This is a genomic window from Streptomyces sp. WAC00040 (assembly GCF_056835925.1).
Genome location: NZ_JAKQZE010000004.1, coordinates 442,450 through 461,456, shown reverse-complemented (window position 1 = coordinate 461,456; position 19,007 = coordinate 442,450). Strand labels below are relative to the sequence as shown.

Sequence of the window (19,007 nt, the reverse complement as noted above, 5' to 3'; positions counted from 1 at the left end):
CCTTGCTGTCGTTGATGGTGGCGCTGTCCTTGTCCATGCCTCCGGCTGCGGCGACATCAGGCTGCCGTGGCGAGGTGCAAGGCCAGGACGGCCTTGACGATGTCGGTGATGCGGGTGGTGCTGCAACGGAGTTTGCGCAGGAGGCGCCAACTCTTCAGGGTGGCGTTGGCCTGTTCTCCGACGGCTCAAGATTCTGGCGTGGGAGGAGTTCACCGCCCGCTTCCCGACTGGGAGCGTGCTCCAGCGGTCGCGGTAGGGCACCCGGATCGTCCCCCTGGCTCCCTGATATCCCTTGTCTGCCCACATCCGGATGCCGGCTTGGGTGAGCGCTTCGATGATGCCGTGGGTGCGGGCGGCCTTGATGTCGTGGACGGCACCTGGCAGGGCAGATGAGGCCCAGAGCAGGTGTCCGAACGCGTCGGCGATGACCTGGACGGTCGCTGTGCATGGAATTCATCTCGTCAGGCCAGGCCTGTCCGACGGATCATGTGGCGCAGTAGCCTCCTTGGATGCCGTGATATCGGGAGGGGCGGCTGTGGAGCAGTTCTTTTATGTGGTGGGCGTCTGCCTCGCCATCGTCGGGGGCTTCGCCGCCCTCGTGACCACCGGGAACGTCCTCGCGTTCTGGCGCTTGCGGGCGCTGGAGCGCCGGGGTGTCCAGGGGGAGGCGGTCTCGTACAACCAGGACTGGATGGGTGGCAAGTACCGGGTCCACTACCGCGTTTCGGTCCCGGAGGGAGAGCGCGGTGGGCAGTTCTACGAACTGATGCTCAAGGAGCCCGACCCGGTAGGGACCGTGGTCCCGGTGGTCTACGACAGCAAGAGGCCGTCGCGGGCGAAGACCGGCACGCGGGAAGAGATCGATTCGTCCTCGGAGGGCTGGATCGCGAAGTGGGTCACCGGCGGCGGACTCGCCACACTGCTGCTGGGAGTCGCGCTCGTGTCGTTCTTGGACTGATGGAGTGATGGGGGCCGTCGAACCCGGCGTCGACCTGAGCGATCAGGAACAGAGCACAGTCGGATCGCTGCGACAGTGACGGTGCTGTGGAAGACGTAGACCCGTTGTCGCAGCGCGTCGCCACAGTCCTGAAGTTCTTGAGTGCATTGATCGTGCGCTCGACCTCGTTGCGGCGCTTTCCCACGTGCCGTCCGCCGACCAGCGCCGACCTCGCGGGTCGGGCTCCACTTGCAGGTGGACTTCCTGCGAGGCGGTGTCCATCGCCAGGGCTTCCAGGAAGGCGAGTGCGTCGGGGAGTGCCGACTGGCTGGGGGTGCGGCCGGTCGAGAGGCCGAACTCCCGGCTTTCCTGGTCCGGGTGCCTGTCAGGCAGCCGGGCGGTCAGCGCGGCGGCCGCCGCAGTCGTCAATGAGTGGGGACTGGAGGCGCGCTGGCGGGTGCGGTCGGTGCCGGGCGAGGGAACGGTCGGGGTGGCTGTGGGGGTCTCGGTCATGCCGGTGCCCCGATCCGGCGTGGGTGCCGGCTGCCAGCCTCGAGTGCTCGCTCGATGGTGGGCTGGTCCTTGCGTTCGTTGGGGTCGATCACGGCGAGTGAGTCCACCTTCGCCGGGCGAACGGCGAGACCGTCGAGCAGATCAAGGCCGGCACGCGTATCGCCCGAAGCCGCACTGAGGCTGTCGTCTCTCGGTGGTGCGCGTGGCGATCTGACGCTGTCTGCCCGGCCGAGTTAGGGGTACCGAGAAGGCATGCAAGCACTGTCACAGGATGTGATCGAGTTGGTCCGTGAGGATATTGACCAGGTGAAGGCGGAGTTGGTGGCTGCCGTGTCCGAGGGGCGCCGGGGTTCGGCGGCTCTGGGGGCGGGCGCGGTGCTCGGTGTGCTGGCCCTGCTGGCGGCTCAGGAGTCGGCGGTGCGGGCGCTGGAGCGGGTGTGGCCGGCGCCGCGGGTGACGGGGGCGTTGGCGGCTGCGTACGGCATAGGGGCTGTGGCGTTCGCCGGGTATGGGTACGAGAGATTGCGCCGGGCCCGAGCCGCGTCACGGGAGGCGTTGGCAGGTTCGCTGGACGCGGTGAAGGAGGTGGCCGACGAGTTGGCGCACTGACTGATGGGTCATCACGGGCGGACGCGCCGCCGTCCCCGCCGCCTCCGGGACGGGGGCGGGGACGGGCCCGTATCCGCTCACGGGCTCCCGTCCGCTCAGCCGGAGAAGGGCGCTGAAATCGTGGCTCGTCCCGCGGAGTTGACGCGCGGACGTGGCGCAGGCTCCCGCCCTCAACGTCCGCGCCCTGCCAGGCGCAGGTGATGCCGGGTGCGTGCCGCGGCGTCCGGGAGTTCCCCCACGGATTGTCCGGCTTTCACACGGCTGTCCCGGGGCTCAGGGGGGGGCACGCGTAGTTCCGAGCTCGCACATGGGCAGGCCCGCCGCCGGGGACGGTACGGCGTCGACCGCCGTTCAGCGGTCATACGGCCAGGCATCGGACGCCGGTGCTCCCTCTGGGAAACCGTGACCATGCGCGCCCACGGCTGGTCCCGTGCTGCCGAGCCCGAAGCACCACCCGCCCCGCCGGCTCACCCCGGCCTTGTACCGCGCGGACACGGCTGAGACGCAGGGTCGGCGCCGGAGTAGTTTGCCATGACTCCGTTCGCTACCGTCCCGTCAGCATCACCATGTCTTTGTCGTCGGGATGGATTGTGGCTCTGGGGAATGGGGGAGACATCAACCTCTTCTTCTTCGCCTACGCCATTGGCGCCGACGTCGACGGCTGAGCGGACGGGCAGCGCGGAGCCCGAGTGGACGTCGCCTCTCAGGCCTGTCAGGGGACGGGACGCAGAGCGTTCCGATCGAGTGCCAGTAGCTCGATTCCCCGTTCATCGCACAGGAGCTGCGCTGCTTGCAGAACCTCGGGGGAGATGGCGTCGATGGCCGCCATGAGGTGGATGTCAGCGCCGAGGGAAGCGCTGACTTCGACGTCGTGCTGGAGTTGTCCGGGCTTGGCAAACTCTGCGTCTTCACCTCGCCGGCCAGGACCGGACCCCCGTACAGGCCGTAGAGGTCGCAACTACGGGACCATCTTGATCGACGTTGAAAGCCGGCGGCTGGTGGACCTGCTGCCCGACCGTGAGGCATCCAGCCTTGCAGCTTGGCTCGCGAAACGGCCGGGGGGCCGGGCCGGCTTCGATCTCCTGCGCAAGCGTCCTGCTCTACTCGTGAACCACAGGTCACACCGCATCATCAAGGAGCCCGAAGCCTTCCAGGAACCCTTCCGGTCTCCCGGTTGATACGGCGCCCGGGCCTAGGCTGGCGCCGCCTGCGCAGCGAGCACACAACGGGTGCCGGCGGGACCTGGCTGCCGGTGCACCGGCAGGCCCTACGATCGGCATCATGACCTCCGCACTGATCCTCATCGACCTGATGCCGCGCATCATCGCCCTCCCCCTCGCCCCGCACTCCGGTCACGAAGTCCTCATGCGCTGCCGCGAGTTGGCCGAGTCGTTCCGGGCGAGCGGGCGGCCGGTGGTACTGGTTCGAGTGGAGCGCCCGAACGTCGCTGAGCAGCCACCGGGCAGCGACTTCGCGGACGGCCTGGTACACGGAAGCGACATCGTGGTGGTCAAGCGCACCATCGGCGCGTTCTATGGAACCCATTTGGACGAGCAACTGCGCAATCTAGGTGTGGACACCTTGGTGATCGCCGGGCTGGTCACCACGATGGGCGTCGAGTCCACCGCACGGGCCGCGGCGGACCACGGCTACCAACTGGAGTTCGTAGCCGACGCGATGTCCGGACTGAGCGCGGACGAGCACGAGTTCACCGTAGAGCGGATCTTCCCGCGCTTCGGCGAGGTGCGGAAAGCCGACGACTACAGCTGACGTCCACTCAGTGAGTCGGTCCCCAGCCTGCGCCTCCCCTACGTCCAGACATGACCGCCGTTCCCATGGGAAACGTGAGCACCAGGGGTGGGGAATTACATGGGGCTGATCGTGTAGATCGTGAGGAATTGCGTGACCGCTGACAACTCCCGGCAGGTTCACGGCAGCAAGGTCCGGCCATCCCACCACACACCACTGACATCACACTCAGTCAGCCCCACACGGGATGTGGGCCAGAACCGGAACTGGTTCTGGCCCACATCCCGTGGGGCCAGCACGCTGAGTGGCGGTTGAAGTCACGCCCCTGGACGGGCTGCTGACCCTGGGAGCGAAGGGTGCGCCGGACGGACTTGAGTTCCACGGGCCGCACTATCAGCACACCGCACCCGGCAGGGCAGTCGAGATGCTGGATCGTCAGAGATGGTTCACGGCGGCCGCACTCTCCGACCAGAGCCAGTTCACCGGCGTACTGCTTCTTCAGCGTGGTGCGCTCGCGCCCGTAGCCCTTCAGCGCGGCCTCCACCGCCACCGCCACCGCCAGGTCGTCCAGGTCCTGTGGCACTGGCACCCTCAGCAGCAGGTGCTGCTTGCGATGTGCGAAGAGCAGCCCCCCTGCGGGTGTGCACTCCAGCAGGGTGAAGTGGACGAGGGGCTTGAACGGCTTCTCCACAGTGGACATCCGGGCGCGCAGCACCCCGTCGGCGCTCCACGCGTACAGGCCTTGAGATGGAAGGCACGGGCGCGGTGCGGGTCGGCGACCACGGTGAAGTCGAAGCCAGTGAACGGGCTGTCCGCGCACAGGTGTAGGCCTCCCAGCCGGCCCTGCAACACCCCGTGGTCATCGATGAGGGCGAAGCTGAACTCCTGCCCCCGGTCGGTCGAATGGTAGGTCTTCCCGAAGACCGGGACGACGAACAGGTCGTCGCCGAGCGCTGCCGGGCGGGCCATCGTGGAGTCGAGGTAGCCGTAGAGACTGCCGCTGCTCGCGGTTAGCTCCGACAGGGCCTCGGTCAACGAGGGCGAGGGCCGGTTGCCGCGCCCCACGGGCTCGTCACCGTAACGCACATGGGCGTACGAGTCGGCGTCGCTCCGGAGGTCGGTGCGCGCGTCCAGGGTCGCGATGGCGCGCAGCACGGGCTTGCGGCCCGGGCCGAGGGCTGTGCCGAGGGCTGTGCCGGGTTCGGAGACAGCGACGATGTTGGGGTGGGCGCCGGCCCAGTTGCTGAGCCCGTACTCGGAGGTCATGCACAGCAGCCGACCCGCAGGGGTGACGGTGATCGAGGCGGCGAACGGGTCGTCCCCGGGGCCCTGTTGCTTTTCCCAGCCCCAGGACATCGGCCAGGGAGGCGAGGACCTTGTCCAGGTCCGGTGACAGGAGTGGGTGCTGCCGGGCTTGGAGCTGACCACCCTGGCCGTCCGGCAGGACGGCCAGGGTCGTCACGTCGCCCTCCGGTCCGAGGGGCCACCGCCCGGCACGGCCTGTCCGAACACGGCGGTGGCGGTGGGTTTTCCGTCGGATCCGTGGCGGGTGATCAGCTGGTGGCCGAAATCCTGCTCGGCGGGGTCGGCCGAGCCGGCTGCATGCGCGCGGTAGCGAGGCCGGTCAGCACGTAGGTGTCGCCGGCCGCCGTCGCCACCGCGTGATCGACCCTGAACCCCCATCCACTGGCTTCGGGATCGAGATGGTGGAGGTCCAGCAGGGACGCGGGCGCAGTGATCGGCAGCAGTGGCATACAGGCATCCTCTCCGCTGCCACCGACAACTCGTAGACATCGGCCTCGGGACCGGTAGGCCCTACCTGAATGGGCTCGCCCCGTTCGACAAGGCGATTTGCCACCCATCCACACGCTGGCCGCAGGCCCGGTTCAGGCCGGCCGCCACCGCACGCCGCAGCGCCGACCGCATCGCGTGAAGGACGCGCGGGAGACCTCTTCAGGCCGCGTCTTTCGGACCACACCAGACGAGTTTGAGACGGCCTCGTTCTCGCTGTTCAGGCTCGCTGCCGTGTGGTCAAAGACCGCCGGTCTCCAGGGAGCCCAAGCACTATGGTCGTCGTGATCGCGAAGATCAGGAGACGGGGGAGAGATGGGCACAAGAGCCAGGACGCGGCGATGGGCCGCTGCTGCGGCGGGAGTCACACTGGCGGCAACCGCGTTGGTCGCCTGCGGAGACGGCGGCTCATGGGATCCGAAGTCGTCCGGCGAGTCCGCGGAACCTTCCCATCCAACTTCCCAGGGGCCAAGCCGTCCGACGTTCGACCCGCCCGTGCGCTTCGGCGGGCCTACGGTCGAATTGCCGAGTGCCACCCAGCCAAGTACGACGAGCGGGGAAGCGACACGGCCTGCGGTCACGCTTGCCGACGGGGTTGCCTATATCACCGCCGAGTGGGGACTGGAGGCGATCGACACCGGGACCGGTGCACCGCGGTGGGACGTGGCCACGAAGCACGCCGCGGACCCGGGCGGTTTCGGAAGCAATCGTGTCGCTCCGCTGGTCTCGGCTGACGGTAAAACCGTGTACGCCGCCTGGAACAGGGATGTGGAGGGTGAAGGGACAGCGCCGGACCGAGCCGTGATCGAGGTGCTGGCCGTTGAGGCGGCCACCGGTAAGACGGCATGGTCGGCAGAGATCGCTACGGCTCCCAGCGCCACCGGGCTCAGCGGCATGTCCATCGGGGCCGACGAGATGCTCGCGCCGCAGGTCATCGGGGTCGATGCCGGCACAGCGCTCGTTACTGCGGCCGACACCACGTATGCCGTTGACCCCTCCGCGGGCACCGTCCGCTGGAAGAAGCCCGACTTTCGTGCGGTGACCCTCGCCGACGGCGTCGTTGCCGGCGGTGAGGAGACGGGGTTCGGCGAAGGCAGGCTGTTGGGACTTGCCGCGGCCACGGGCGAACAGCGGTGGACCGTGGCGGAGGCGCGGCAGCCGGCCGCAGCCGCGCCGCGGCTGCTGAGCGCAAACCTGAATGACAAGACGCTCGTGATCGATGCGGTCAGCGGTGAGCGGCGAGTGGCGCTCGATGGCGAGGGCTGGCGGTGCCGCCACGACGCACAGTCCCTGGTCCTGTGTTCCAAGTACGGGTACGGGGCGGCAGACCGCGGGATCACCGTGTTCGACGCCGCTTCGGTTCAGAAGCGGTGGGCGTTGCCCGACGGTTCCGGACGGGTGGTGCCGAAGGTCAGCGGATTCTGGCACGGTGCCGTGTACGGGGAGGTGGGCGACGAGCCGATCGTCCTGGACGGCAAGACGGGACAGGACAGACAGACTTCTGCCGGCGCCGCTCCGTACGAGATCGATCGCTACGGCGGAATAGAGGGAACCACGTTCCATCGAGCCGCAGGCTGACAAGTGTGGATCCCGGAGGCGACCTTCGCTACGTGCCGACGCAGGGATCGCTCAACCACGCCGTCGGCCTTGCCTTCTCACAGACCGCCCTGGCAACCAGCCACGTCGCTCCCGTCCCGGCCGGCGCCTGACCCAGCACTGAGGCACCAACGATGTGCCGCGAGCACCCGCGATGGTATGGCGGCAGGGCCCCGCGGCGGAACTCGATGGTCTCGGCGCGGGTGTTGTGGCGGCCGAGGAAGGCGCAGCCAGCAAGGCGAGGGCATCACTGCCAGTCCTCCAGCGTCGGCAACGCCTCTGGCGGCGCGCTCGACATCGGTGTGGAGGCGAACGTGACTCTGAAGAGCGGGTGACCGAGCGGCAGATGCGCAACCTCTTCGGCGAGGGCCGTCACCCGGACGACGAGCGGATCGTCGCCGACCGGCTCGCGGCCGGCGACATCCCGGGCCGCTGCGCGCCCCTGTCCCAGGGGCCGGTCAGGCCCCTGTCCGCCCCAGGAAGTGGAAGCCGGGCCGGGGGTGCATGAGGAAGTCGTGGTGCGAGATGTTCCACGCGTAGGCACCCGCGAGGGCGAACGCCACCCGGTCGCCGGCGCGCAGCCCCGGCGCCGGCACCTGACGGGCCAGCAGGTCCTTGGGGGTGCACAACTGGCCGGTCAGCGTGACCCGGTCCTGCCGGGCAGCCGGGCGGGGCCAGGGATGGGGCCAGGTGTCCACCGGGAGGACGGAACAGGGCTGGTCGTGACCCTTGGTCGCCGGGGTGCGCAGATGGTGCGTGCCGCCGCGGACGACGGCGAACTCCTCACCGTGACTGTGCTTCACGTCCAGCACCTCGGTTGCGTACCAGCCGCAGTACGCGGTCAGGGCGCGGCCCGGCTCGATGCGCAGAGTGAGGGCGGGGTGGGCGGCCACGAGGCGGGCCAGCCCGACGCCGTACGCCGTCCAGTCGAAGCGCTGGTCGGGCGCGGCGTAGTCGACGGTCATGCCGCCGCCGACGTTCACCTCGGCGAGGCGGACGCGGTGGCGGGCGGCCAGCTCCGTCGCCCACGTCACGATGGATTCGGCGACCGCGAGCTGTTCGGGGGCGCGCAGACCACTGGCCAGGTGGGCGTGGACGCCGCGCAGCCGCAGATGCGGGTACGTGCCGTCGCTGAGCAGACGGACGACCGTGTCGGCGTCGGCCGGGTCGAGGCCGAACGGGGTGGGCCGGCCGCCCATCGCCAGCGAGCTGCCCGCGAGCGAGCCGTCGGACACCGCGAGGTTGAAGCGGAGCAGGACCCCGGCCTTCACGTCCGCCCGCCGGGCCAGCTCCGCCAGCATGTGCAGCTCGTGCACGCTCTCGACGTGGAAGCGTTCCACGCCCAGTTCGAGGGCCGAGGCAACCTCGGCAGGCGTCTTGCCGGGACCGCCGATGGCCAGTGGGCGGCCCGGTACCGCCTTGCGGACGTGGGCCAGTTCCCCGCCCGAGGAGACCTCGTAGCCGTCGACGTACGGGCCCAGCGCGGCGAGGATCTCCGGCTCCGGGTTGGCCTTCGCGGCGTAGTACAGCTCGACGTGCTCGGGCAGGGCTGCCCGTACGGCGGCTGCGTGCTCGCGCAGCGCCGCAAGGTCGTAGACGTACGCCGGGAGCTCGTCGGTGGGCAGGGAGAGGACGCGGTCGCGCACCGCGGCGGTTGGGGCGGTCATCGGGCGTCTCTCCAGGTGTGGCGGTCATGGACCGTTTCGGACAGCAGGTTCTCGGCGAGCGGGGAGGGCAGGCGGACGTAACCGGCTTCGCGGTCGGCCTTGCGTTCCCAGCGCGTCAGCAGGTTGGCCTTGGCCGGCAGCGGTACGCCCGCGAGCAGCGCGGCGAGCCGCGGCGGGCAGCCGTACCGGTCCGCGTACGCCTGGAGGGTGGCCCGGACCTCGGCCCACAGGGCGCGCTCGGTCTGCGGATGCAGGTCGGCGACGGCGGCGAGCATGTCGGCGACGTGGTTCACCAGCAGGCAGTAGACGACCCGGTCCCAGCCGCGCTGCGCGTCGTACGTCATGGGGCCGCCGACCGCGGTGGGCAGCCCGTCGAGGGCGTCGGCGTGGTGCTCGGGCAGGAGCTTGGTGCCCTCCAGGTCGCGGAAGAGGACCTGGGCGGGCATGCCCTCCTCGTCGACGCAGACGAGGACGTTCTGCAGGTGCGGCTCCAGGACCACGCCGTGGTCGAAGTACGCGGCCAGGACAGGTGGGACCAGCAGCTTCAGGTACGCCGACCACCAGTCGAGGGCGGTCCTTGGCCCTGCCCCTTCGAGGAGCCGGGAGATGTGGCCGGGACCGGTCGGGTACTCGTCGGCGACGGCCGCCGCGAGCAGGGGGGTGGTGCCGGGCAGCAGTCGCTCCGCGAGGCCCTCGCGGACGATCACACCGAAGCCTTCGAGCAGGTCCCGGTCCGGAGCACCGTCGGGCCCCGGCAGCAGCAGGCTTCGGTAGGCGGGCTCGCGGAGCACGGTGCTGCCGGGGAAGCGGGTGGCCATGGCGTTCAGGACCGGCTCCAGCAGCCGGGTCATGGCCACCGCGCCGGACAGCTCGTAACTGGCGTTCTTGCGCAGGCAGTTGGTGATGCGGACGTTAAGGCTGAACTTCAGGAACGTGTCGCCGTCGTACAGGGTGCGTACGGACGCGGTGGCGGTGAACGGCTTCCCGGCCGGGGCCAGTTCGAGGATGTCGCCCCGGTCGACGGCCTCGCGCAGCCGGGGGTGTGCACTCAGCATCTCGTACTGCCAAGGGTGGGCGGGCAGCAGCCGGTAACCGGCCGGGACGTCGGAACGCAGCCGGTCCAGCACGTCGGCCGAGCCGGGCTCGGCGGTCTCCTGCGCGATGAGATGTTCGCGCACCGCGAGGTGGCGGAGGGGGAACGAGGCCCCGGTCTCGGGCGCGTACGACAGCCATGAGGCGGTGTCGCCGCTGCGTGCCTTGGGGGTGGGGTGGAAGCGATGGCCGAACAGCAGCGACTGCTCGGAGGCCAGATAGGTGGCGAGCCCGTCCGCGACGGCGGCGCGCGGCTGGGGCCGTGCGGCGCGTACGCCGAGGGCGGTCGTGACCGCCTGGTGGCTGGAGGCGATCTGGTCCAGGAACTCCTCGTTGCGCACGCCCGTGCGCGACGACAGCTCGTCCTGCGTGTACGCGGCGAGGCGCCGCCAGTCGATCTCCGTCCAGTCGCCGTCGCGCTGCTCCCGCACCGGCCCGGTGAAGCGGTGCGCGCCCAGCAGCGACGTACGGCGCAGGGCGACGCGCAGCAGTACACCGCGGCGGGGCAGACGCAGCAGCAGGTGGCCGTCGGTGACGGTGGTCTGGTGCTCAGGGCCGGGCATCTCTCTCAGGAGGCAGTTGAGGAGGGTGTGGGCCACGGCGTCGTCCGCGGTGGGAAGCCCGCTGGGGGCGGCGGAAACGGGGGCGGTGCCGATCGAATCGGTCAGCGGCATGAACGGCTCCAGCGGATGCGGAGAGAGCGGAGGTCCAGGGACGGGGGCGGCGTTTCGCGTGGCCGGCCCGGTGGCTTGGGGAGTGCGGGCGCGCTCATCGTGCCATCGCCGCCCGCAGGAGGTAGTTGGGGCCGGTGGTGTAGTGCTTGTTGATGTCCGCTGCCCCCGAACGCTCCTTGCTGACCAGCGTTCCAGCGGTGACCATCGCCTTGACGGGCAGCTCGTGAGCGTCGAGCACATGGGCGCGCAGGATCCCGCCGGGCTCTTCGGCTCCGGTGCCGAGCCGGGCGACGGCCTCGGTGAGCCGGTCGCGTACGAGGTCCAGCAGCGTCCCCAGCGGGGCGCGGCCCCGTCGGGCGAGCCCGAAGGCGTAGGCCCCGGCGCACAGGTGGACGGTGATGGTGGTGAACAGGTCGGTGACCGGCCCGTCGTCCTCGCCGAAGATCCGGGCGTCGTCGAAGTCGGACGGCTCCGGGGCATCGGCTCCCAGCGTCTGCCGCATGCGGGCGGTGTTGATCCGCGGCCCGTCGTTGTCCTTGAGCAGCAGCCGTAGACGGGTTCGGCCGTCACCGTCCCGGTCCAGGACCAGGGAGACGTTCTGCTGGTGGGACTCCAGCGCGATGCCGTAGCCGAAGAGCGTGGTCTGCCAGTCGAGGAGCAGGGTGAGGCAGGCGTCGAACAGCGCGATCGGGTCACCGCCGTAGAAGCGGTCGGCGAGGTGGTCGATCACCATTCCGCCGCTCGGTGCCTCGCTCAGCAGGGCGGCCATGGGCGTGACGACGGCGGCGTCGAGTCCGGCGGGGTAGCGGCGGGCGAGTACGGCGAGGAGTTCGTGCCCGGCGTGGGCGTACACCGTCTCGTCGGCGTGCAGGACCCTGCCGCGAAAGCGCGGCTCGCGAGCGACCACCGCCTCCAGCAGGCGCTGGCCGGCGGCACCGTCGACGAGGGTGCCCGGCTTGATGGTGCGGCGGTTGCGCAGGCCCAGGGTGGCGGTGGCGAGCGGCAGCTTGAGGTGGAGCGTGGGGTCGGCGGCGAGAGCCACCGTACGCATCGACAGGGTCGGTACGGCCTCGAGATACGGGTGGTCGGCGAGTACGGCGCGGTCCTGGAGGCCCGTCGCCCGCAGTGCCTCGCGCAGGGGCGATCCGACGGTGAGCGGGTGGACGGGGAGAGCGATGTGGCGGTGGAAGAGCTCCGGGAGACCGAGGACCGCGGGCGTGGGCCACCGGTCGGGAAGCCGGGCGGTGCCACCCGGCACGGTGAGGGCCTCGTGCGGCACGGCGATCCAGCGCAGTGCGAAGCTGGGGTGGAACTCGGGGGCGTAGGCGCGCAGTTGCTCCTCGCCCAGGCCGAAGCGTCCTCGCGCGGTGGGGTAGACCGGGTGGTCGTGGCGGGCAGCGAGGGTGTCGTGGGCGAGTCCGCCGGCAAGGCCCGTCCAGTCTGCGGGGTCGGCGCCGTGACGGTCGGTGAGCCGGCCGGTGACCTCCTCGCGGGTGCGGGCGTGCAGCCGCATGGTGGCCAGGGTCTGGCGGCACTCCTCGGCGAAGGCGCCGAAGCCGGCCCGGTCGGCGGGGTGCGCGTGCGCGCTCAAGGTGGCGAGGACGTCGTCGTGGGACACGAGCTCACGGCCGTCCGACTCCCTTACGAGCAGCGGCAGTCGCGCGGTGTACGAGCTCTGGAAGCCGTCCTCGACGACCGGGAGCAGCAGGGCGTCAGCGTCCGTTTCGCTGGCGAGCCGCAGCCAGAGGCCGTCCTCCCGCTCCACAGGCGTGGAGCGGGTGCGCAGGCCCGCGACGTCCTCGCGCAGCAGCGCACCGAGCACCCGCAGCAACAGGGCCGCCTCCGTGGCGGCGGCCGTGGTGGTCACCGTCATGGGGTGAACTCCCAGCGCTGAACGGCGAGGAAGTCGGTCACGACCCGGTCGACGGCTTCCTGATCGGTGCCGATGGCTCGGACCACGCCGAGGTAGTCGCGGTTCGTGTGGTACAGACCATGTCGCTCGCCGACCTGGCGCAGCGGCCGGTACGTCAGGTTCACACCGTCCACGACGAGATCGGCGGCCGCCGGGGCCGATGTCAGCGTGCCGGCCCTGTCGGCGCAAGGGCATGCGAGCCGGGCTGCGCCGTCGGTACGGGCGCCCAGGTCGGCGGGCAGCGGCTCGCCCAGGTGCGTACGGAGTATGTGCTCGAAGAGCGGGATGTCCAGCAGCTCGGCCAGCAGGAGATCGCACTGGTCCCCGATGGCACGGTAGTTGACCTCGATGATGCGGGCGCGGCCCTCGTGCACCACGAACTCGGTGTGGCAGGCCCCGAAGCCGACGCCGAGCGCGTCGAGCTGGGCGAGGATCTGCTCCACGACCGGCTCGGGGTGGGCGGCGACGAAGGTCAGCCGCTCCTCGATGAAGTACGGCGGGGCGGACAGCTCGGTGTGGAAGCCGCCCAGGACGTGGCGTACGCGACCGTCGCCGAGCGTTTCGAGGGTGTACAGCTCGCCGGCGAGGTACTCCTCGACGACCAGCGCCGCTTCCGGGCGCCGTCGCTGGATCTCCTTGCAGCGCAGCAGGAGGTCCTCGGGACCGTCGGCGAGCACCACGTCCTCACTGGCCACGCCCTCGCGGGGCTTGACGACACAGGGGAACGGCACGTCGAGGCCGGTAAGTACGGCCGGGTCCTGGCCGGCGGCCAGCTCGGCCGACCACACCGTGTCGGCCCCGGTCGCGGCGAGGTGGCGGCGCATGTGCGCCTTGTCCTTGGCGCGCAGCGCGGCCTGCCAGGGCTTGGCAGGGAGCCCGAAGTAGTCGGCGGCGAGAGCGGCCTGTGTCTGCAGGTGGTCGCTGTTGGTGAAGACCGCGTCGGGCGTGTGGTGGGTCGCGAGCCGGGTGATGACCGCGCGGAAGTCGCGTACGTCGCACTCCAGGACCTCGATGTCCGGGTACCTGCGGCGGTGGGGCCGGGGCTGGTCGGTGAGCACGGTGACATCGAGGCCGAGCCGGGCTGCGGCGGGGAGGAAGCCTTCGGTGACCGAGTCGGTGGGGTTCAGCGCGAGCAGGTACAACCGCATGGGCGGTGGCCCCTTCCGAGTCGAGGACGTGGGGACGGGCGGCGTGGGAGAGGTCGGCGGCGGCGCAGGCACCGACCGCCCTTCGTCCTCGGCGCGCGGTCAAGGTTAGGCAACCCTAAGTTATCAACTCCCGCGTGAGGGGCGGAAACCGCCCCCCCTTGATCCCCGCGATGACAGCTCGACTAAGGTAAGGCTTACCTTTTTCGTTCTGTGGCATCCGAGCTTCCGTGCCGCTCCATGAAGGACTGCCGATGACCATGGCCACAGGGACCGCGACAGCCGGACCCGTCGTGACCGCGGCCTCCGCGCTCGCCCGTACCCACCTCGAACTCGTGTCCTCGTGCGAAGCGCTGAACGTGAGGGTCGCCTCCGTCGCACCCGAGGCGCACCTCGACGGGGCACTGCTCGACGGGGCCGAACTGACGCGGAGCGAGAAGGCGCTGGACGCCTTCATCGACGCCGAGGCCGCCCGCATCCGGGAACAGCACCGACATGCGCCGCGCAGAGACGTCGCCGCCTCCCGTGCCCTGCACGACTACCTTTGGTCCGTGAGTCTGCTGATGAGCGGCCCCTGGTACCTGGAGCGGCGCGTGCCGCGCATCGCTCCGCAGGATGTCCGCATCGACGTCGCGGCGGCCGCCTTCGAGATCGTCCCGGGTTCCGGCTTCGCCTGCCTGCCCGACGACCCGGCCGCCGGGATGCCCGGTGTCCGCGTGGTGGCCCACGAAGAGGCGCTGCGCGCCGAGCTGCGTGCCGCCGTCGCCGACCACGCAGGACCTTTGCTGGCGGCTGTCGGGCCCCTTGCGCGCCGCAGGCCAAGGGCCTTGTGGGGCATGGCCGCCGACGACCTGGTCTCCGGCATCTGGTACCTCGGCCGCATGCTCGACCAGGAGGACCGGGCGATGCGGGCCGCGACCGAGTTGCTTCCGACGGCCGTCCCGCCCTTCCCGGGCGGCGCCGACTTCCGCCGGCTGGCAGGTCGGGACGGGCGCCGGCACCCGACCCGCACACGCCTCGGCTGCTGCATGTACTACACCTTGGACGCCGCCCGGGCGTGCTCGACGTGTCCCCGGACCTGTGACGCGGAGCGCCTGCGGAGGCTGGAGGAAGCGGACTGACCGCGGCGGAAACGGCGGCGGCGGACACCAGGCGTACGTTTTCTCCGTACACATCCGACGTCGGCCCGGCAGAGGTCAGGCCCCCGAGCCGCACCCAGGCCGGCGCACCCCGACACCTCGCCGCGACATCCTCCGGCCGAGACGGACAGCGGCCTGGTACTCCAGGCCACCCCGGACATGCGTTCCTACGTGCCGGACCGCGTCGCCGCGGTGTTCAGCAGCTCCGCAGCGTGCTGCCGCCCGGTACACCGAGTGAGTTCGTCTCGGACGTGACTCCAAGGCTTGTCCACGAAGAGGCCTGCCCCCTGGCCCCGTAGAGAGGGGTCGCGGTCACCGTTGCCGCGTCGGGGGTGTTCCAGGTGGCGGGATCACCGAACACGAACTCGCCCCCGTGACGGGGTGGAGGGACAGGGGCGCCGGGCTCCCATGGCGGGACCGCGCGGCGAAGGACGCGGTCCGAGCGCATCCGGCCCAGCACCTGAACGGGCAGATCCTGTAGAAGGAAGGCCAGGCGGGCACGTCGTATCCGGCGTCCACCACGATGAGGCGTCCAGGTCTCCGTTGTGCCACTGGCCGGCTGCGATCAGGTGCTCGATGAGCTCGCGCATTCTGTCGAGCGCTGCGGGGCGCGGTGTCGTCGCCCGGTGTCAGACGCAGTGCGTCAAGCGGCGCGGTCCATGAACTGCGGCCCGTCCACGGTCGGCCGAGGACGGGGCGCGACCACAACGTCGCGTGATCACCGACCCGGCTGGGGCGGGCAGGGTGTGGGGTTCGCCCGCAGGCTGAGCCCACCGGCCCTCGGTTTGTCCCGAGCGCGATGGTCGCCGGCGTGCGCCGCGCGGGACGTCCTTGCGCCGTACCCGGCAAGTCCCGGCGGAATTACGGCTTCTCCCTCTCCTCGGATCCACTCCATTCGTGCGAGACTCTGCGGCGATCGTTCCCCCAGGCGATCCTTCCCCTCGGCCTGAGGGCCGGGGGAGACCCCATCTCTCGGCCCTGAGGGCCGGGGGAGACCCGAGCACCACACGGAACCACGCGAGCCATGCGACACATGCATGCGAAAGGGATCGCAACGTGAAGAGATCTGTCGTGGGCATGACCCTAGGGTCGGCGCTCACCGCACTCCTTGCCGCGGGGCTGCAGCCCGCCACCGCGCAGGAGGCCGGGGACATGTCGCCGAAAACCTCGGAGGCCGCCACCGCGCACCGCTCCGACAATCGCCCCGGACCGCTCACGAAGCAGCGCACCGAGCTGCGCGAGCAGGCGATCGACAAGATCGCCAAGGGGAAGGCCAAGGCGAATGCCCGTGGCGTCGTCGAGATCGCGCCCGGCAAGTTCGTGGAGACCCGGACCACCACGGCCGTACGCCAGGAGAAGATCTTCACCATCCTCTCCGAGTTCGGCGACCAGAGCGCCGGACGGTACGGCTCCACCCCCGGTCCCCTGCACAACCAGATAGCCCAGCCTGACCGGAGCGTGGACAACTCCAACGCCTGGACGGCTGATTTCAACAAGGCGTACTACGAGAACCTCTTCAACGGCCCCGGCGAGTCGATGAAGACGTACTACGAGAACCTCTCGGGCGGCCGCTACTCGGTGACCAACGTCGTCGAGGACTGGGTCAAGGTCCCGTACAACGCCTCCTTCTACGGCGACAACGCCGTCGAGGACAACGGCGGTTCGTGGGCCTTCGTCCAGGACACCGGCGACTCCTGGTGGAACGCCCAGATCACGGCCGGCAAGACCCCTGCCGAGATCGACGCGTACCTCGCCCAGTTCGACGTCTGGGACCGCAACGACTGGGACCACGACGGCAACTTCGACGAGGCCGACGGCTACATCGACCACTTCCAGGCCGTGCACGCCGGTATGGGCGAGGACGCGGGCGGCGGCGCGCAGGGCGAGGACGCCATCTGGTCGCACCGCTGGTACGTCAACGGCGACGACTACGGCCTGACCGGTCCGGACGTGGCCGGTGCGCAGAACAAGGCCGGCGGCGCCCGTATCGGCCAGTCGAAGTACTGGCTCGGCGACTACACCACCGAGGGCGAGAACGGTGGACTCGGCGTCTTCTGCCACGAGTTCGGCCACGACCTCGGCCTGCCGGACTACTACGACACGGGCGGCGGCGAGAACTCCACCGCCTTCTGGACCCTGATGAGCTCCGGCTCCTGGCTGAGCCACGGCGCTGCCGCGGGTGCCGGCATCGGCACCCACCCCGGCCTGATGGGCGCCGAGGAGAAACTCTTCCTCGGCTGGCTCGACTACGCCGACGCGCCCGTCGGAACCACCGGCTCGTACACCCTGAACCCGGCACAGCTCCAGGTCACCGGCAAGGAGCAGGCCGTCCGCGTCGCGCTGCCCGACAAGACGAGCAGCACCACGTACACCACCCCCACCTCGGGAACGCACGCCTGGTGGACCGGCTCGGCCGACGGCCTCAACCAGTCCCTCACCCGCTCCGTGCCGACCGCCTCGCGGGTCACCGTCACGGCGAGCGCCTGGTACGAGATCGAGGCCGACTACGACTACCTCTTCGCCGAGTACTCCCTCGACGGCGGGGCGAACTGGCTCCGCGCGGGCGCGGCCGTCGACGGCTCCTCCGCCGGCAAGTGGACGACCCTGCGCTACGCGTACGACTCCCAGGGCAAGCCCTCGCTGTTCCGCTTCCGCTACCAGACCGACGGCGGCGTGCACTTCGCCGGCGCGTTCCTGGACGACATCGCACTGTCCTCCGGCGGTACGACGCTGGTCACCGACGACGTCGAACAGGGCGTCGGCGGCTGGACGGCGACCGGAAAGTGGAAGATCTCGACCGGCACCGAGACGGCCACGTATCCGCGCTACTACCTGGTCGAGAACCGCGAGTACGTCGGCAGCGACGCGCTCCTGGCCGAGGGCCCGTACCAGTTCAGCAAGGGCATCACGGCACCCGACTGGGTGGAGTTCTTCAAGTACCAGAACGGCATGCTCGTCTGGTACGTCGACCGGTCGTACGACGACAACAACGTCAGCTCGCACCCCGGCGGCGGCGCCGCCATGGCCGTCGACGCCCGCCCGACGCCGTTCCGGTACGACGACGGCACCGCGCCGAGCAACCGGCGCCAGCCCTTCGACGCGACCTTCGGTCTGGAGGCCACCGACGCGACCTGCCTCCACAAGGAGGTCCTGTCGGGCAAGGGCGGCGCCCAGACGGTCGTGACGAAGGCGGCCTGCGCGCCCTCGGTTCCGGGCATCGCAGTCTTCGACGACACCGACCCGAACGCGTACTACGACACGTCGGCCCCGCAGGCCAGCGTCAAGGTCGCGGGCCACGGGGTGGAGGTCACGGTCACCGGCGACACCGGTGACGACCTGACGATCAGCGTGGTCAACCCGGCCGCGCACTGACGGCCGGCCCAGCACGGTGACGGCCGGGTCGCGCGACAGCGTGACCCGGCCGGACGCCGGCCCGTGACGTCATGAGGCATCGGCGCACGGACAGGGCGGTCCTGCACGCAGCGCCGGGACCGAGTCGTCGAAGACCGCGAGCCCTGGGGTGAAGTCCTTGGCAGGATCGCACCCGGGATCATGAGCAGGCCGACGTCGGCGGCGTCCGCCGCCCGCGTGCAGGCCCGAGCGCTTTCGTCTCCATCGGGCGACAGCCGATGCGGTACTCGGGCCGCCGCTTTCATCTTCCGTCGACGAGCACCGGGCTCTGGCGGAGGCGAACGAACGTCATTCCCGCACAGGCGTCAGAGGGCTGCGACCTCTACGCTGATCTCGCCGTCGATGCGGACGGCGACATCGAGGTCCGCGGCGAGGACGAGGCGCTTCTTGAGGGTGGCTTCGATCCTGGATTCGATCTCAGTGGCGATGGCAGCCTCGAGTGCGGCGTCGGCCTCCACCTTCGCGTTGGTGACGACGGTCAGCCGGATGTCGACGCTGCCGCCCAGGCCGGTCCGCGCGACGGCACCGACCGTGACGTCCACGTCGAGGTTCTCTTCGAGAACGGTTTCCACGTCGACCGCGATGGCTGCTTCGAGTGATGTGACGGCCTGCTGCTCGGTCGAAGCCGCGGCAGGTGACGCGATGGCCGCGGCCGGAGCGATGGAGGATGTGCCCAGCGTGAGGGCGAGAGCGACGAGGGGGACGGCTGAGGCTTTGAAGGCGTTACGGCCAATGAGTGACATGCTGTGAACCTTTCGTGAGCGAGGAGCGC

15 protein-coding genes and 3 pseudogenes are annotated in these 19,007 nt (G+C 70.3%); 7 read left to right on the top strand and 11 right to left on the bottom strand.

From position 1 onward, the window contains the following. Positions 1-56 precede the first annotated feature (56 nt). Positions 57-435 (bottom strand): annotated as a pseudogene (locus MDN94_RS32560) (transposase family protein); the annotation flags it as partial. Positions 436-535: 100 nt separating this feature from the next. Between MDN94_RS32560 and MDN94_RS32555 the strand changes: the two are divergent. After that, complete coding sequence (locus MDN94_RS32555; protein WP_482729433.1) at positions 536-958, top strand: hypothetical protein; 423 nt, start codon at positions 536-538, stop codon at positions 956-958. A 56-nt stretch (positions 959-1,014) separates the two neighbouring features. Here MDN94_RS32555 and MDN94_RS32550 read toward each other — a convergent pair. Beyond that, a pseudogene (locus tag MDN94_RS32550) lies at positions 1,015-1,196 on the bottom strand (IS5/IS1182 family transposase); the annotation flags it as partial. A 506-nt stretch (positions 1,197-1,702) separates the two neighbouring features. On the opposite strand from MDN94_RS32550, the gene MDN94_RS32545 reads away from it, so the two are divergent. From MDN94_RS32545 to MDN94_RS32535, 3 genes are all read left to right on the top strand, one after another. Then, positions 1,703-2,059 (top strand): phage holin family protein, encoded by a 357-nt coding sequence (locus MDN94_RS32545; protein ID WP_482729432.1) that lies wholly within the window; start codon positions 1,703-1,705, stop codon positions 2,057-2,059. A 971-nt stretch (positions 2,060-3,030) separates the two neighbouring features. After that, the gene (locus tag MDN94_RS32540; RefSeq protein WP_482729431.1) at positions 3,031-3,237 is read left to right on the top strand and encodes a hypothetical protein; all 207 of its coding nucleotides are present in this window, start codon (positions 3,031-3,033) and stop codon (positions 3,235-3,237) included. A 103-nt stretch (positions 3,238-3,340) separates the two neighbouring features. Then, positions 3,341-3,829 (top strand): isochorismatase family protein, encoded by a 489-nt coding sequence (locus MDN94_RS32535; protein WP_482729430.1) that lies wholly within the window; start codon positions 3,341-3,343, stop codon positions 3,827-3,829. A 211-nt stretch (positions 3,830-4,040) separates the two neighbouring features. On the opposite strand, the gene MDN94_RS32530 is transcribed toward MDN94_RS32535, so the two are convergent. The 3 genes from MDN94_RS32530 to MDN94_RS32520 form a co-directional block, all read right to left on the bottom strand. Continuing rightward, the gene (locus MDN94_RS32530) at positions 4,041-4,397 is read right to left on the bottom strand and encodes a hypothetical protein (RefSeq protein ID WP_482729429.1); all 357 of its coding nucleotides are present in this window, start codon (positions 4,395-4,397) and stop codon (positions 4,041-4,043) included. Between the two features lie 2 nt (positions 4,398-4,399). Continuing rightward, positions 4,400-5,074, bottom strand: coding sequence for a hypothetical protein (locus MDN94_RS32525; RefSeq protein ID WP_482729428.1), 675 nt, complete (start codon positions 5,072-5,074; stop codon positions 4,400-4,402). A gap of 287 nt (positions 5,075-5,361) precedes the next feature. Then, positions 5,362-5,562: a hypothetical protein gene (locus tag MDN94_RS32520; RefSeq protein ID WP_482729427.1), complete on the bottom strand. Its 201-nt coding sequence runs from the start codon at positions 5,560-5,562 to the stop codon at positions 5,362-5,364. Between the two features lie 532 nt (positions 5,563-6,094). Between MDN94_RS32520 and MDN94_RS32515 the strand changes: the two genes are divergently transcribed. Further along, positions 6,095-7,177: an outer membrane protein assembly factor BamB family protein gene (locus tag MDN94_RS32515; protein WP_482729426.1), complete on the top strand. Its 1,083-nt coding sequence runs from the start codon at positions 6,095-6,097 to the stop codon at positions 7,175-7,177. A gap of 476 nt (positions 7,178-7,653) precedes the next feature. On the opposite strand, the gene MDN94_RS32510 is transcribed toward MDN94_RS32515, so the two are convergent. The 4 genes from MDN94_RS32510 to MDN94_RS32495 all read right to left on the bottom strand — a co-directional run bounded on the left by MDN94_RS32510 (position 7,654) and on the right by MDN94_RS32495 (position 13,688). Further along, complete coding sequence (locus MDN94_RS32510) at positions 7,654-8,862, bottom strand: type III PLP-dependent enzyme (protein WP_482729425.1); 1,209 nt, start codon at positions 8,860-8,862, stop codon at positions 7,654-7,656. Then, complete coding sequence (locus MDN94_RS32505; protein WP_482729424.1) at positions 8,859-10,628, bottom strand: IucA/IucC family protein; 1,770 nt, start codon at positions 10,626-10,628, stop codon at positions 8,859-8,861. Before MDN94_RS32505 ends, MDN94_RS32510 begins: the two co-directional genes overlap by 4 nt. A gap of 94 nt (positions 10,629-10,722) precedes the next feature. Next, positions 10,723-12,501: an IucA/IucC family protein gene (locus MDN94_RS32500; RefSeq protein ID WP_482729423.1), complete on the bottom strand. Its 1,779-nt coding sequence runs from the start codon at positions 12,499-12,501 to the stop codon at positions 10,723-10,725. Next, entirely contained in the window at positions 12,498-13,688 is a 1,191-nt protein-coding gene (locus MDN94_RS32495; RefSeq protein WP_482729422.1) for an ATP-grasp domain-containing protein, read from the bottom strand. The genes MDN94_RS32500 and MDN94_RS32495 overlap by 4 nt, the downstream gene beginning before the upstream one ends. A gap of 251 nt (positions 13,689-13,939) precedes the next feature. Between MDN94_RS32495 and MDN94_RS32490 the strand changes: the two genes are divergently transcribed. Beyond that, positions 13,940-14,806: a (2Fe-2S)-binding protein gene (locus MDN94_RS32490; RefSeq protein WP_482729421.1), complete on the top strand. Its 867-nt coding sequence runs from the start codon at positions 13,940-13,942 to the stop codon at positions 14,804-14,806. A gap of 277 nt (positions 14,807-15,083) precedes the next feature. Here MDN94_RS32490 and MDN94_RS32485 read toward each other — a convergent pair. After that, positions 15,084-15,520, bottom strand: a pseudogene (locus MDN94_RS32485) (transposase); the annotation flags it as partial. Between the two features lie 360 nt (positions 15,521-15,880). Here MDN94_RS32485 and MDN94_RS32480 point away from each other — a divergent pair. After that, positions 15,881-18,196 carry an immune inhibitor A domain-containing protein gene (locus tag MDN94_RS32480; RefSeq protein ID WP_482729420.1) on the top strand — a complete coding sequence of 772 codons (2,316 nt, stop codon included), beginning with the start codon at positions 15,881-15,883 and terminating at the stop codon, positions 18,194-18,196. Between the two features lie 344 nt (positions 18,197-18,540). On the opposite strand, the gene MDN94_RS32475 is transcribed toward MDN94_RS32480, so the two are convergent. Next, positions 18,541-18,978, bottom strand: a complete 438-nt coding sequence (locus tag MDN94_RS32475) for a hypothetical protein (protein WP_482729419.1) — start codon at positions 18,976-18,978, stop codon at positions 18,541-18,543. Positions 18,979-19,007 lie beyond the last annotated feature (29 nt).